The organism is Acinetobacter sp. PFS20, assembly GCF_052261015.1.
Taxonomy (GTDB): domain Bacteria; phylum Pseudomonadota; class Gammaproteobacteria; order Pseudomonadales; family Moraxellaceae; genus Acinetobacter.
The window spans coordinates 134904-150220 of record NZ_JBPVZE010000001.1; the positions used below are offsets into that span (position 1 = coordinate 134904).

Here is a 15317-nt window from a genome sequence, read left to right on the forward strand (position 1 = left end):
AAATTGCAACTCTAAGCACAATGCAAGTCACAAAGTGGGTCCGTATTTTTTTAGCCACCATTGGTTCTATTTTAATTCTAGATGGATTATTTTTAATTTTCCTAAATAAAATCCATGTCGGTACAATTATTCCTTTAATTCTAGGAACGTTCTTCTGCCTCTATTCTTTATTTTATTATCATTTTGAGCGTTTTTTCTTCTATCACTATCGTTTACACACGCTTTGGCGTTTTGGGTGGTTATGCTTCTGGATATGGCTAATTGGCTTAGGCTATTTCTTTAACTTTATTAAAGAAAATAAAGATACTTCAGATAATATTCCTCCAGTAAAAGCAATTATCGTCTTAGGAAGCGGTGTCGAAAATGGTCAACCATCTACAATTCTTGCAAAACGTTTAGATACAGCTGCCCCTTTAGCGCTTAAACAACAGCACGCAAAAGTTGTTTTAACAGGCGGTTTAGACTTTTCTGAAAAAGAAAGCGAAGCATTAGTTATGTCTCGTTATCTTCAGCAAAAGTATCATATTGCAAAAGAACGAATGATTCTTGAAGATAAAAGTACTAGTACTGAACTTAATTTAAAAAATAGTAAACCACTATTAGCACAGCAGCACATTAACTTAAACCAACCAATTGCTATTGTTACAAGTGATTTTCATATTCCTAGAGCAGAAGCAATTGCAAAGAAACAGGGCTATACCCAAGTTTATGGAGTAGCGGCCGAGACCCCATTAGCTACTCGCTATAATGCATGGTTACGTGAATATTTTGCGTATGCGAGTGGATGGCTTCTAAACGAATATTAAAAGTAATTTAGTCGAAAAACTGCTATTCAAAAAATAGCAGTTTTTTATTTGCCAAAATATTAGCAATCAGTACAAATATAAAGTCGATCTAAGCTGAAGATAATAAATTACAGATTAAATTCTTATATTTGGTCTCGAATGAAACAAATTTAATGAGGATCAGGGACCCATCGAAGGCATAAGTATAGAAGTACTAAAGTTAAAAAATTGAAATCAATAGAAAAATAACTTAAAGGAGTAAAACTTTATTCTTTTAAAATAGAAAATTTGAACCCATACTTGATTACATAATAAATAACTTTATATGCAAACATAAGATATTTATGGAAGAATTAATTTAGGAAATTAAATTTTCTGAAAGAAATAATGGTGGGCGCTGACGGGATCGAACCGCCGACATTCTGCTTGTAAGGCAGACGCTCTACCAACTGAGCTAAGCGCCCTTAATGAGAAAAGATAGCGAATGTATCTTTATACTCTACATTCTCTAGACAAGGGAATCAAGAGAATGGCGCAGCGGACGGGGCTCGAACCCGCGACCCCCGGCGTGACAGGCCGGTATTCTAACCAACTGAACTACCGCTGCACTACAATACTTTAAAATAAAGTATGGTCACATATATGGTGGGCGCTGACGGGATCGAACCGCCGACATTCTGCTTGTAAGGCAGACGCTCTACCAACTGAGCTAAGCGCCCTAGAAGAAAACTAATTATTCATTAATTTTTTGATTTAAAATTTTTACATTTCAAACCTTCTTCCAAACACAACCCGAACTGAAAAGTGGCGCAGCGGACGGGGCTCGAACCCGCGACCCCCGGCGTGACAGGCCGGTATTCTAACCAACTGAACTACCGCTGCACTTTCACAATATCGAAATTGTGGGGTAAACGATGTTAAGTCTTAAGTGGCGCAGCGGACGGGGCTCGAACCCGCGACCCCCGGCGTGACAGGCCGGTATTCTAACCAACTGAACTACCGCTGCACTTGAGAGCTTAACGTAAAGGCTTGGTGGGCGCTGACGGGATCGAACCGCCGACATTCTGCTTGTAAGGCAGACGCTCTACCAACTGAGCTAAGCGCCCTTAACGTCTTCATCGTTTGTGAGGTGCATTATAGAGAATCTTTAACAGGTGTCAAACGCTTTTCGACTTCTTTTTAAAAAAATGCGAATGAATGATTAAAAATAAGTCATTATTAAGTAAAAAACAATTTTTTGTATTTTATTTAAACACTTATTTCAATATTTACCACATTTACACAGCTCATCAAGATTAGATAAAACTCGCTCTCAGGTTAAAGATTGTTCAGATAAATAAACTAACGCATCTTCAGCAACTAAATCAAATAGCTCAATGATTTCTTCATTACGCATTCGAACGCAGCCATGTGACATTGGCACCCCCATTGGTTGCGTGTCTGGAGTCCCATGAATGTAAATGTAACGCTGCATGGTATCGTGGCCTTCGCCTTTATTAAAACCTTCTTCTAGACCATCTAACCAAAGAATACGGGAAAGTATCCAGTCTCGCTCAGGATATTGGATAGCTAACTCAGTGCTATAAACCTCGCCTGTTGGCTTACGTGCAATAAAAACTGCATTTTGTGGGGACTCGGCACCAATTTTCTTTGCCACTCTATGCCATCCGCGTGGTGTTCTACCCGTGTTTTCCTGCTCACCAATTCCATTCTTTCCTGTAGAAATGACATAAAACCTATTATGTTTAGGCAAAGTTAATGTTTGGTTTGCTAAATCGATAAGAACATCCGCATCTTCGAGCTTAAATTGAGACATTGAACTTATTCTCTTATATCAACTCAAATACATTGAGTTTAACTAAAAAATTATTGTAAAGGCTTCTCTTGCACTGGAAATAAAAGATTATCAATCTTCTTATATCTACGCGCAGTTTCGCTGCTTGTCTTGCGTCAAAATAAAAGATTATCAATCTTCTTTTATCTACGCGCAGTTTCGCTGCTTGTCTTGCGCCAAAATAAAAGATTATCAATCTTCTTTTATCTACGCGCAGTTTCACTGCTTGTCTTGCGCCAAAATAAAAGATTATTAATCTTTTATTTTGGCTCAGGGCGTAGCCATAACCAAACTGCAACGATGAACATAGTAAGATCAGTAAAAACCTTGACTAAAAGTGGTGCTGAAGTGAATAGCATGATAATTCCGCTAATCGCCATCATTATGCTTGCAATCCACTTCGCTTTACGAGGCACTGTGCCATTGGCTCGCCAATCACGTAGCGTTGGACCATATTTAGGATGATTTAACAACCAATTATCCATTTGTGGCCAGCCTTTTGACGCAGCCCAAGCAGCCAGAATCAAAAACACTGTTGTTGGCATACCTGGTAAAATTGCTCCAATAATGCCTAGCGTGATAAAAATCACAACTAAAGAGCGCCAGAACAATGTTCGCATATATAAACCTTAACCTGCTGTTAGCGTTAGTATAAAGTGTTTTTCTAATATTTTTTGTTGATCCGTTATGAATTTAGGATGAATTATTTCGAGTATTAAATGTATGAATATTGCCTCAGTTAAAACGTCCTATTTCGAGCCATGGCTTCAATTTCAACATCCTATAGTTCGACAGCTCGCTTTTTGTATTGCTAGTCCAAATTTACTTTGCCAATTACCAAAAAGCTTAGATATACAACATCATTTTAAGCTACATCCAAGTGAGGTTTGGGAAGTTCATTTTCAAAATTATTTACCACGTTTGAAAGAGCTTGATCAAACCCCAGCGCCTTTAATTCAGTTTTTATCTCAGCTTAAAAGTACACGTCTAGGTTTACGCTTTGAACATCTACTCTGGTTTTGGTTGCAAGAGGATCAGTATCACCCCTATCAATTATTAGGACATAGTATTCAAAAAATTGAGGGGCCAAAGACATTAGGCGAGCTGGATTTTTTAATTTTAAATAAAGAAACTCAAGAGATTGAACACTGGGAGGTAGCCTTAAAATATTATCTCGGTGAGGCAGATTTACATTTAGAACAATGGATTGGCTTAAACCGTCAGGATACTTTAAGTAAAAAGCTTTATCACTTTACGAACAAACAATTTCAGTTTCCGGAAGCCTTAAACTTCGAAATTCAACAACGTTTTTCGGTTTTAAAGGGTCAGCTTTATCTTCCTCTAGATTTAAATTTACAACAGCCCCTACCTGAATGGATAAATTTACAGCGTCGTTTAGGGTATTGGGGCACCACAATTCCTCATTCTTCTTTTTATCGATTAGAAAGACACGAATGGCTATGTCCAAATAAACAACCTAGTTCTGCCCCAGCACATTGGTGGACAGACGGTTTATATTGTAAAAATAGTCCGGAAATTCGGTTTTACATGTTTAGACATCCTACATACTTAAAATTTAAGTCCAACTTGCAGAAATTTAAATAATTAACAAGAAATTTAAGTTTCTAGAAACATTTTATAACGTTTTTACTATTAAATAGTCATGTTTCTTTTTCCGATTGTTTTTTAATCTAAATTTACTTCATTATTAAATTTAAACGGAGAAAATGATGAAAAAAGTTTTAGCTGCTTCTGTCATGATTGCTGTTGTTTTAACAGGCTGTAATACGTTTAAGGGTTTCGGTAAAGATGTTTCTAAAGCAGGTGATGCTGTAACAAATACTGCTGAAAAAACACAAGATAAAATGTAAGTTAGAGTTATCACTAAAAAACCTTATCGTTCCGATAAGGTTTTTTTATTTTTACGTACCCATCACGTAGAGATTCGCCTATTATATCGGACTATATTTCACCTGATCAGCACGCAATTTCCGGTATGAACCATTCAGATACTCTCTCGCTTAGCCTAGAACTTTTACAACAACCTTCTGTTACTCCAGTTGATCATACTTGTCAGACCATCATGGCAGACCGCTTACGCCAAGTTGGTTTTCATATTGAACCAATGCGTTTTGGTGATGTAGATAATCTCTGGGCACGTCGCGGAACTGAAGAGCCTGTATTTTGTTTCGCAGGTCATACTGATGTCGTTCCGACAGGTAAATTAGAATCGTGGAATTCAGATCCATTTGCACCTGAAATCCGCGATGGAAAACTATATGGCCGTGGTTCGGCAGATATGAAAACAGCTTTGGCAGCTATGGTTGTCGCATCTGAGCGTTTTGTAGCAAAACATCCAAACCATAAAGGTTCTATCGCATTTCTGATTACTTCAGATGAGGAAGGTCCTGCTGTTAATGGTACGGTCAAGGTTATTGAGACTCTTGAAGAACGTAACGAAAAAATTAAATGGTGTTTGGTAGGTGAACCCTCAAGTACTCATAAATTAGGTGATATTGTTAAAAATGGGCGTCGTGGTTCGCTTAATGCAGTATTAAAGGTCCAAGGTAAACAAGGTCATGTTGCTTATCCACATTTAGCACTTAACCCAATTCATGAGGCATCACCTGCTTTAACAGAGCTATGCCAAACTGTTTGGGATAATGGAAATGAATATTTCCCAGCAACATCATTTCAGATTTCAAATATTCATGCTGGAACTGGTGCAACCAACGTAATTCCGGGTACGTTAGAAGTTACTTTTAACTTCCGTTATTCAACAGAAGTGACAGCTGAACAGCTTAAACAACGTGTTCATGAGATTTTAGATAAACACGGTTTAAAATATGAAATCGTTTGGAATTTGTCTGGTTTACCTTTCCTGACTCCAATCGGTGAACTCGTTAATGCCGCTCAAACTTCTATTTTAAATGTAACTGGCACTGAAACTGAACTTTCAACAAGTGGTGGTACTTCTGACGGACGTTTTATTGCTCCGACAGGTGCACAGGTATTGGAATTAGGGGTTCTTAACGCAACAATTCATCAAATTAATGAACATGTTGACGTGCATGACCTCGATCCCCTAACTGATATTTATGAGCAAATTTTAGAAAATTTATTAGCTAAATAGAAATTAAAAAGGAACTCAAATGAGTTCCTTTTTTTTATAGATGAATTGTGTTTTGTATATATTGCAAATTAGGCACGTGGTAGCGTTGATTCTCCATTCGCACATATTTAAATACACTTGGATTCTGTAAAGTATCTTGTATATCTTCATTTTCATCTACGACTTCAGAAATACGTAAACGAACTGAAGCTGGCATCGATTTACAGATGAGGGCAAAACGTTGGCTGATATCTTCACTTTCAATAACCAATGCCACCGCTCGCGAGTCAACTTCATTATGCAATGAATAGACCGGAAGCTTTACGTCATGCCACTCAATATGCTTAATACCATTTTTAACATCCATCGCTGATAACACGATGTTTTGTGGCAATAGCATCGGCACTTGCTGATCACATTCAATAATATATGCATCAATAAAACCAGTTGAAACAGTGATTAAGTGTTGAAGTTCTTGCTGATCCATTTCATTAATTAATGATGTACTTATCTGATTTTTCATTAGGTAAGTTCCTCTTCACGTGTCGTGAAAAAAGCATCAATGTTGTGCAGTAAATCTTCTTCTTGGAAAGGTTTACCCATGTATTGGTTAACCCCTAAAGCAAATGCTCGTTCACGGTGTTTTTCACCAGTTCTTGATGTAATCATAATGACTGGCATATGTTGATGTAGATCATGATGTCGTACGAGGTTAAGTACCTCAAAACCATCCATTCGTGGCATTTCGATATCAAGCAACATCAGATCTGGTTTAATATTTTCCAACTGCTCAATTGCATCAATACCATCTTTAGCAGTGACTACGTCATAGCCTTGACGTTCGAGTAAACGAGTCGTTACCTTACGGACTGTAACAGAGTCATCTACAATCATAATGAGACGACGTTCATCAGACTCGCGTTGTCTATAGACAGTCTCATTGAGCGGCTTATGTCGACGAGTAGACTGAATTTGGCGAGCAATATTTTGTCCATCTAAAATTAGACAAACTTGACCATCACCTAAAATAGTTGCACCTGCAATCGCACCAATACTAGAGAACTGCTGCCCGATTGGCTTAACTACAATCTGCGCTCGTGAACCAATAAGCTGATCAACCAATAATGCAATTGTTTGCCCATTATTGGCCTTAATCATTAATACTGGTAGCGAATACATCATCCCACTTAAACGTGGAATCGGTTGATTACCAACAAACTCAGATAAATAGCGTAATGGATAGCGCTTATTTTCAAATTCAAAGAACTCTTGTGCACTTCCAAAATACTGTTCTAATGATGTTGGTGAAACTCGAACAATTCGATCGATTTGAGCTAACGGAATTGCAAATTGTTGATCAGCAACTTTAACCATTAAGGCATCACTAACAGCTACTGTGGTTGGAACACGTATGGTAAAGATTGTTCCTTGTCCATAAACAGAGTCAACACTTACATGTCCGCCCAAAGCTTTAATATCACTTTGTACAACATCAAGTCCTACACCACGACCTGAAATCTGAGTGACTTGATCGGCTGTACTTAACCCAGGATGGAAAATCAACTGCAAAATATCTTGATGTTCTAATACTTGTTCAGAATTAATCAAACCAGATAAGAGGGCCTTTTGACGGACTTTCTCGATATCAATACCTCGACCATCATCTTTAAACGTAACAATAACATCCGTACCTTGACGGTGAATATTTAGTTCAATACGTCCAGTTTCTGGTTTTTGTGCTTGTTCACGTTGCACACGATCTTCTAGACCATGGTCAATTGCATTTCGAAGCATGTGCTCAAGCGGTGTAACTAAACGCTCTAGCATTGTCCGGTCTAGCTCACCTTCCGTATTATTAACAAAAAGCTCTGCTGGTCGATCTAATGCAGTAGAAGTCTGTCTTACAATTCGTTGTAAACGAGGTAGCAATCGAGAGAATGGCACTAAACGTGTTCGCATTAGCCCTTCTTGAATTTCAGCCTGAATACGTGATTGCTGTACCAATAAACTTTCGGTATCTCTGATTTTTTCGGATAAAGTATTTTTGAAATCCACTAAGTCCGATGCAGATTCGGCAAGTGATTTCGATAATTGATTCAATGAAGAATATTGATCCATCTCTAGAGGATCAAATTCGGTATAACGAGAGTGCTCAATACCGTGTTTTGCAATAATCTGGGTTTCTAATTCGCCTTCCATTCGACGTAACTGGTCTGCAAGTCGTTGAATGGCTAATTCCATTTCCACAAGCGTATGACCAAATTGGCTAAGATCCATTTCAATGCGTGAACGGTTAATCGAATTTTCACCAGACAAATCAATCATTTTCTCAATTAAGTCTGCTGAAACACGAATCATCTCATTGTTTTGTTCAAGATGCTGGGTTTGTTCCCATGCACCCATCATTGGCGGTGGTTCTGTACCATCACCTTGCACAAAACTCATTAAAGGTTCCGTGCCAAATAGATCAGTTCTAGTCAATTTACTCGGAATTTGAATTGCCGTTTCAATAAACTGAATATTTTCTAAACTATGCTGCAAGCCATCGAAGTGTTGATAATTTTGCTTAAAAATTGCCTCTTTTAGCCAGACAATTGCACTCTCTAATAAGTTGTCATAAATATTTGAGCTAAAATGATAAAGCGCAAATTTTTCAAAAGCATTCTCAAGTTGATAAGCAATTGCTTGCACAGTTTCTAGTCCCAACATACGGGAACCACCCTTCAAACTGTGCACTGCTCTTTGTAGCTGAAGTAAGATACTACGATTGGTACGCTGCTCAAACCACTGCTTTAATAGATGATCGGCCATCTCTAAAAGCTCGGCCGCTTCCTCCATAAATGTCTGCTCGACAACAGAATCAATATCCTGATCTTGGATACTGTCTGTGTAGCCTTCTGCATCAAAAACTTGTAATTCTGTGTGCTCAACATGTCGAGTATTAAACTCAACAATCTGCTCAAAATTAGAAGTTAACTCATCGAGATTTAAAGCAGTATCATGTATAGCTTCTTGCTGTAATACTTCAACATTTAATTCTGGTATAACATCTGTTCCAGACTCAACTTGCATCTCTTTAACAACAGAACCAAGTGACTCATATAACTTACCGGCATTCTTAAGCGCTTGAATTGTATAAGAAGCCGCATAATCTAGGTGCTGCTCACGTACTATTTGTAGACGGTCAGCTAAATCATCTTGAACCAGACGGATAAAATCAATAAGAGCAGATGAAGCAACCAATTGTCTTTGAATTATGCGCTCATAAATACTTTCTAATTCATGTGCAATTAAACCAATATAATTTGCCTGAATCATATTTGCTCCACCTTTTAAGGTATGCAAATAACGCATCAGATTATTAAGAGCAGCGAAGTTCTCTTGATCATTAACCCAAATATTAAGATCTGTATCCATTCCTTCAAGCAACTCATCGGCTTCTTCAAGAAAAATATCTAACAGTTCTGGATCAAAATAACGATTTACGTGCTCAGTAGACATGAACTGGCGATCTAAATGCATACTCTGACTCATTGTTACATGATCAGTTAATACACTTTCGATAGATGCTGGAGATTGATGTGATGTTTGCTCTACATCAACACTAAACAACGACTCCACAACCTCCTGATTATCTAATGGTTCAGAATTAAGGCTTGGAATATGTTGAGTATATAGTTTCAGCTCTTCCAAAACATTTTGGTGTTGCTCAATAATACTAACTCGTTGACCCGCAGCTAATGCATCAAATAACTGAATTAATTGTTGATGTGCTTTCTGATAAATTTCAAAAACATAATCTGATTGCAATAAATCAGGTCGATCAAGCAATACGTTATAGCTATCTTTCAACTGGTTTGTATATTCATATAAACCAACCATAGCCTGAGACTGAGTATGTTGTAGTAACAAATCAGCTTGTTCACTTAATCGTTCAAGATAATGAGGAAACTCAGAACGAATTCCCTTTTCAAAATCCAACTCTGCATCAAGTAATTCTGAAACATCGAGTTGTAACAGCTGAGATACTAGACCATGTGGAGGCATGAGTGGGCTTGAATGCTCCCCATGTTGCGCCATATACGCATCCCAAACCTGATTGAATTGTTTCAGGTCAGAATCTAATTGGTCATTAGAGCAGTGTGCAGCTAATAGATCTAAACAATTTCGAATAAACTGTCTGTAATCACGGAGTAGTAATATCTCTTCTGAATGAGAAGAAAGTTCTTCTTGTAATAAGACTTTGAATAAATGCTCAACCTTCGTACTAGCATCAAAAATTGCTTCTACTTGAGCCATTGCCGAGCTACCGCGCAATGTATGTAACGCACGGATGAGCGCATTATAACTTTCGTGCTGATGTATTTCTTGTTCTAAAAATTGATCAATGGTCGCTAAGTGCTCTTCCGCTTCTTCCATAAATAAAATTAAGGTTTCAGCAAGATTATGTTCACTCTCTATAGTAGTTTCTAGGGTTAAATTATCTGACGCCTGCTCTAAATCATTCACCTCTAAACCAGTCTTAGTTTCCGCAGTGAGAGTATCAGACAATAATAAAAGTTCTTCTAAAGCAGGCTCTAAACTTTGCTGTTGTTGTAATTGTTGTCCCAATAAAATAAGAGGTCTAAAATCTACTGCATGTTCCTTTTTAGACTTAAAGTCATCTACTAATTTAAAGAAATAGAACTTAAATACCAACTGAACATATTGTTGGATGTTGGGAGTTAATGTGAGACTCTCATTGATGATCCGATTAAGCGTATCTTCTACAGTCCAAGCAAGCTCAGCAGAGGATTTCGCTGCAATCATTCGCCCTGAACCTTTCAAGGTATGAAAATGGCGACGGATCTCAGTCAGCGTAGCAACATTTTTAGATTGCATCCATTCATGAATCAAAGATTGCAATTCAACAAAAATTTCTTCAATTTCTTCAACGAAGATATCAAGAAATTCAGCATCTTGTTGAGAATAGCTATCTTCCGGTAGCATCATTGCTTCAGTTAAAGTTTTTAATATTTCTTTCATAGCAAAGGCTTCTTTTGCTTGTCTCCTAAATGGAGAAAAACGACAGAGTCAACACTAGATAAATAGCTGTGTCCCCAATATTTACCTAGCGTTGTTAATACTTTTAAAAGGATAGCTATTATAGAAACAGCTATCCTCGTCCCCAATTTAATCAGGTAATTTAAAGTCCGTTACCGATTCACGTAATGACTCTGCCATATTTGCTAATTCAGAAACCGAACGTGCTGTATCGAATGTTGCAGTTGTCGTTTGCGAAGTAATTTCTTGTACGACGGTCATGGTTGTCGCAATATGACTCGCAGATGCAGACTGAAGTTTTGCTGCATCAGAAATGCTGGCCATTAAGTTTGCCAAGTCACCAGATACTTTTTGAATCTCGTCCAACGCAATACCCGCATCTTTTGCCAAGTTCGCTCCGCGTACTACCTCAGTTGTTGTTTGTTCCATTGAAATAACAGCTTCGTTAGTATCGGTCTGAATTGTTTTAACCAGAGTTTCGATCTGTTTAGTTGCCGATGCTGAACGTTCAGCAAGACGCTGTACTTCATCTGCAACCACGGCAAAACCACGTCCTGCCTCACCTGCCATAGATGCTTGAATTGCTGCATTTAATGCAAGAATGTTTGTTTGGTCCGCAATATCGTTAATTAACGATACGATGTTACCAATTTCTTGTGAAGACTCACCCAAACGTTTAATACGTTTAGAGGTTTCTTGAATCTGTTCACGAATCGTGTCCATACCTTCAATTGAACGGTTTACCACTTGTGCGCCATTAGAAGCAATTTGTACCGAACGTTCTGCTACTTCGGTAGATTCCGATGCATTTGAAGATACTTGGTCAATTGATTGCGCCATTTCATTCATTGCAGTTGATGCGCCAGCAATCTCTTGTGCCTGATGCTCTGATGCTTCTGCCAACTGGTTAGTAATATTCTGTGTATCATGCGTATAGCGGGCAACTTCCTGAGAAGTTTCATGAATTCGGGATACAAGATCACGTAATTGGTCAATCGCAAAGTTAATCGAGTCGGCAATTGCTCCAGTAAAGTCTTCAGATACTGTTGCATATGAACGCAAGTCACCGTCTGCCAAGTCGGCGATTTCATCTAGTAAACGTAAAATCGCGTTTTGGTTACGATCATATTCTTCTTGTAAGGTAGCTACACGTTGTTTATCTGCTTTACTACGAAGTGATAAAAGCTTCAAGACTGAGCTAATTAAACCAATAAGTGATAATGTAAGAAGTGCAACTAAAGCAAAGGCTTTCCAACCATACTGTGTTTTCTCAGAAAGATCACCCAGTACAGATAACATTTCATCAGATTCCGAGAAGATCTCACCTGATGACTGACGTACGTTTACAATCTGATCTGTATGTTTAAGAACCGATGCCGCTGCAGATTTTAAAACCTTATCATATTCAGATTTAATACCTTCCAGAGATTCACGTACTTCCGGAGATTCAACTCTAGCAACACCCAATTCAGCATTTCCGTTTAGCTGTGCATTTAAATACACACCAAACGTCTCAATATCCACACCAAAATCATGTGCTGAGGTCTGAGAGTTTTCAGTACCAACCAAAACAGTGTTAATAGAACGTAAAATACGTTCTGCAATAAATACTTGGTTCTTAGCAATAATCACCTGACTACTTGGTGCTTTTTCGCGAACCATCTTATCAACCATCAAGTTATATTCAGCCTGAATCTCTGGAATAGAATCACTAATCGAGATATTCATGTTATATAACTGATTAATTACGCCCTGATGTGACGAGATCAAGTTAATGTCATACGACAAAGCTTTCCACAGAACCGCAACTTTTTTGTATTCTTTTGAAGATGTACCGTGAATATTTTCAACATCTTTGATATTTTCTGCAAAAAGTCTATTTGATTCCGCTAAGTCTTTCATAGCTTGAGGTGAGCCAGAAGCCGTTGCTTCAGTAGCCTGTCTAGAAATCGTTTGTGACAATAAACGCAACTCACCCAAACTACGTGTTAATTCGTTATGTCGAGGTACGCTATAAAATAAATAAACGAGCGAAGTTAAAGCAAATACCAAACATAACAACGCTACATAAAGGATAGGCTTGGACTTTTCACTTTCCCCAAATAAACTGGCGTATTGCTCAATTCCTGACTGGATTTTTGCAATAAAATTGAGACCCGATTTTTCGGACGCAACACGATTGCCGCCTTTCTTTTTAAGCTTAAAGCCCATAGCTTCTCCCCAGAAAATACTCTGTTTTTCACAGCGTAAAAAAATTAGTTTATAAATTTTGTCGATGCATTCATGTAATGTGGGTTTTGCAATAAACGACTAAATAAAAAGACATGCCAATGCTGGTTATGTTGGTGAAAATAACCTTGGCAATAATCTTTTAGGTTTTCCTCTAAGTCTAAGCTTTGAGAAAAAAAACTTTTTTTATTAAAGTGCTGAATCCCCAAGACCTGATCCACAACCAACCCCACATACTGGTCGTGATGGCTAATACATAACACTTTTTGGGCAGACGAAAATGTACTTCGTTGCCCTGAAATAAAATGAGCCAAATCAGAAACTGAAAGCAACCTTCCCCGAATGTTCGCTAAACCTTTTACCCAACTTTGAGCATTTGGAACTGGCGTATATTTCGGTGGATAGATAACTTCTGACACTTCCCCAAGTGGTGCGACGAAGTATTGCCCTCTCATTTCAAAAGCAATCCCTGACCATCGCTGTGCTTCATTTTGAACTGAAGCGTAATTCTTATTACCCCGTTTAGACAAACGAAGTAACTCGATAAATCCATTCGCTGCCATACTCGATCCTATAAAACGGGCAGATAATCCCGTTATTTATGTTTTTATGGATGGATGAGTTAATTTAGAAATTGTTTAATTACATCAATCAATTGCTTTTCTTCAATAGGTTTAATCAGATAATCGATCGCACCTTGACGCTTGCCCCATACTCGGTCAGTTGCCTGATCTTTAGTACTCACAATAACAACAGGAATATGCTTAGTGTCTTCATCGCGGGTAATCTGGCGTGTTGCCTGAAAACCATTTACACCAGGCATAACAACATCCATTAACACTAGGTCAGGCTGTTCAGCTTTTGCTAAAGTTACACCATCTGCGCCATTAGATGCTTCAAGTACGTCATAGCCGTGCTTGGTTAGAATTTCTCTAAAACGATAAGTTTCTGTTGGTGAATCATCAACAATAAGAATACGTGCCATTTCTTTGCCCTTAAATTACTTAATTATGAACTTACATGATTACGAATCGCGTTTAACAATTCGTCTTTGCTAAAAGGTTTCGTCAAGTATTCATCTGAACCTACCACACGCCCTTTTGCCTGATCAAATAAACCATCTTTACTAGAGAGCATGATAACGGGAATGTTCTGATAATTTTGAGAGTTTTTAATCAAAGCGCAAGTTTGATAACCGTCTAAACGAGGCATCATGATATCGACAAAAACAATATCTGGATTTGCTTCTGCAATTTTGGACAAAGCTTCAAATCCATCCACCGCAGTAATCACTTCACAGCCTTCTCGCTGTAATAAAGTTTCGGCTGTTCGGCGAATGGTTTTTGAGTCATCAATTACCATTACTTTCAGATTTTGGAATGCATCTTCCATTTAATCTTCCATCCCCATAAATATAAAATATAAATGCAATTTAACTTAAATTTGTTTTTACGCATTTATACGCATTTTTAACATATCTCACAGTCTATTTTCAATGAGGCATTTTTGTCTACTTTCTCATTTATAAACAATAACTTTTAACCTCATCACACTTTAATTAAAATTATCATTTTTTTTATAATGACTATATTTTTATTCAGCTAAATAATAACTAATATATTAAAGATTAATTATTTAAAAATAAGCAATTTAGCTTTCTTTTTTTGGGGATATTCAATGAAAAATCGGATGAAATATGCCTTTTATAGGAACTGCTTGTCTGTATCTATAGGCATTATTTCCTTCGGTTCGCTCTGTTTTTCAACAACCTTGGCTCTAGCGGATACTTCTAAAGTGGTCTGGTATCGTTATTATGATCAACACGGTACGGCCAATATCAGTACATCTGTCACCCCTGCTCACATTCGTTACGGGTATGAAGTTCTAGATCAAAATATGCAAGTGATTAAAAGAAATCACTCTTATAGTGCCGAGGCTGATTTAAATCAATCAAGTCAACGAGCATTATCGGCACGGCATAGAGAACTAGATATCAAATTAAAAAATGCTTATAGCAATAGTAAGACAGCCATGCTTAAAAGAGATCAAGCATTATTTGCTATAAAGAAGCAAATTAACTATCAAGAGGAACAACTCGACCAGTTACAACAAGACAAAATTTTATTTAAGCGTCAAGAAATGGAATATTTCAGAAAGAGAGAAGTCATTCCTGAACGACATAAGACTTTGATTGAAAACAATCTAAATAATATTTACAGAGTCAAACAGACACTTGAAACACTTTCCAAGAATTATAAACGTACCAATAGCGAGTATGAAAACATTATCGAACGTTTAAAAAAGCTTGAATAAC

13 protein-coding genes and 6 tRNA genes are annotated in these 15317 nt (G+C 37.6%); 5 read left to right on the forward strand and 14 right to left on the reverse strand.

Features of this window, described 5'->3' with window-relative positions; genetic code table 11:
* Window positions 1-20 precede the first annotated feature (20 nt).
* Window positions 21-806, forward strand: a complete 786-nt coding sequence (locus ACS125_RS00580; RefSeq protein WP_151964345.1) for a YdcF family protein — start codon at window positions 21-23, stop codon at window positions 804-806.
* A gap of 367 nt (window positions 807-1173) precedes the next feature.
* Here the strand turns inward: ACS125_RS00580 and ACS125_RS00585 are convergent.
* The 8 genes from ACS125_RS00585 to ACS125_RS00620 form a co-directional block, all read right to left on the reverse strand.
* Window positions 1174-1249, reverse strand: a tRNA-Val gene (locus tag ACS125_RS00585).
* A 66-nt stretch (window positions 1250-1315) separates the two neighbouring features.
* Window positions 1316-1392: transfer RNA gene (locus tag ACS125_RS00590), tRNA-Asp, on the reverse strand.
* A gap of 36 nt (window positions 1393-1428) precedes the next feature.
* Window positions 1429-1504 (reverse strand) — tRNA-Val (locus ACS125_RS00595).
* 86 nt (window positions 1505-1590) lie between these two features.
* A tRNA-Asp gene (locus tag ACS125_RS00600) sits at window positions 1591-1667 on the reverse strand.
* Between the two features lie 47 nt (window positions 1668-1714).
* Window positions 1715-1791, reverse strand: a tRNA-Asp gene (locus tag ACS125_RS00605).
* A 24-nt stretch (window positions 1792-1815) separates the two neighbouring features.
* A tRNA-Val gene (locus tag ACS125_RS00610) sits at window positions 1816-1891 on the reverse strand.
* A 206-nt stretch (window positions 1892-2097) separates the two neighbouring features.
* Window positions 2098-2601: a cell wall-recycling L,D-carboxypeptidase ElsL gene (gene elsL, locus ACS125_RS00615; RefSeq protein ID WP_312825173.1), complete on the reverse strand. Its 504-nt coding sequence runs from the start codon at window positions 2599-2601 to the stop codon at window positions 2098-2100.
* A gap of 278 nt (window positions 2602-2879) precedes the next feature.
* Complete coding sequence (locus tag ACS125_RS00620) at window positions 2880-3239, reverse strand: YbaN family protein (protein WP_005309821.1); 360 nt, start codon at window positions 3237-3239, stop codon at window positions 2880-2882.
* A gap of 103 nt (window positions 3240-3342) precedes the next feature.
* On the opposite strand from ACS125_RS00620, the gene ACS125_RS00625 reads away from it, so the two are divergent.
* The 3 genes from ACS125_RS00625 to dapE all read left to right on the forward strand — a co-directional run bounded on the left by ACS125_RS00625 (window position 3343) and on the right by dapE (window position 5752).
* Window positions 3343-4224, forward strand: coding sequence for a DUF1853 family protein (locus tag ACS125_RS00625; protein ID WP_312825176.1), 882 nt, complete (start codon window positions 3343-3345; stop codon window positions 4222-4224).
* Between the two features lie 122 nt (window positions 4225-4346).
* Complete coding sequence (locus ACS125_RS00630; protein ID WP_003655297.1) at window positions 4347-4490, forward strand: entericidin A/B family lipoprotein; 144 nt, start codon at window positions 4347-4349, stop codon at window positions 4488-4490.
* Between the two features lie 125 nt (window positions 4491-4615).
* Complete coding sequence (gene dapE / locus ACS125_RS00635; RefSeq protein WP_443270014.1) at window positions 4616-5752, forward strand: succinyl-diaminopimelate desuccinylase; 1137 nt, start codon at window positions 4616-4618, stop codon at window positions 5750-5752.
* 34 nt (window positions 5753-5786) lie between these two features.
* Here the strand turns inward: dapE and ACS125_RS00640 are convergent, their stop codons facing one another.
* From ACS125_RS00640 to pilG, 6 genes are all read right to left on the reverse strand, one after another.
* Window positions 5787-6254: a hypothetical protein gene (locus tag ACS125_RS00640; protein WP_004789275.1), complete on the reverse strand. Its 468-nt coding sequence runs from the start codon at window positions 6252-6254 to the stop codon at window positions 5787-5789.
* The gene (locus tag ACS125_RS00645) at window positions 6254-10756 is read right to left on the reverse strand and encodes an Hpt domain-containing protein (protein ID WP_443270016.1); all 4503 of its coding nucleotides are present in this window, start codon (window positions 10754-10756) and stop codon (window positions 6254-6256) included. The genes ACS125_RS00640 and ACS125_RS00645 overlap by 1 nt, the downstream gene beginning before the upstream one ends.
* A gap of 147 nt (window positions 10757-10903) precedes the next feature.
* A complete protein-coding gene (locus ACS125_RS00650; RefSeq protein WP_443270018.1) occupies window positions 10904-12985 on the reverse strand; it encodes a methyl-accepting chemotaxis protein in 2082 nt (693 codons plus the stop codon).
* Window positions 12986-13029: 44 nt separating this feature from the next.
* Window positions 13030-13566, reverse strand: a complete 537-nt coding sequence (locus tag ACS125_RS00655) for a chemotaxis protein CheW (protein ID WP_005309806.1) — start codon at window positions 13564-13566, stop codon at window positions 13030-13032.
* 59 nt (window positions 13567-13625) lie between these two features.
* Window positions 13626-13988 carry a response regulator gene (locus tag ACS125_RS00660; RefSeq protein WP_004789266.1) on the reverse strand — a complete coding sequence of 121 codons (363 nt, stop codon included), beginning with the start codon at window positions 13986-13988 and terminating at the stop codon, window positions 13626-13628.
* 23 nt (window positions 13989-14011) lie between these two features.
* Window positions 14012-14395 (reverse strand): twitching motility response regulator PilG, encoded by a 384-nt coding sequence (pilG, locus tag ACS125_RS00665; protein WP_000389061.1) that lies wholly within the window; start codon window positions 14393-14395, stop codon window positions 14012-14014.
* 285 nt (window positions 14396-14680) lie between these two features.
* Here pilG and ACS125_RS00670 point away from each other — a divergent pair, with 285 nt between their 5' ends.
* Entirely contained in the window at window positions 14681-15316 is a 636-nt protein-coding gene (locus tag ACS125_RS00670; protein WP_443270023.1) for a hypothetical protein, read from the forward strand.
* Window position 15317: the final 1 nt, after the last annotated feature.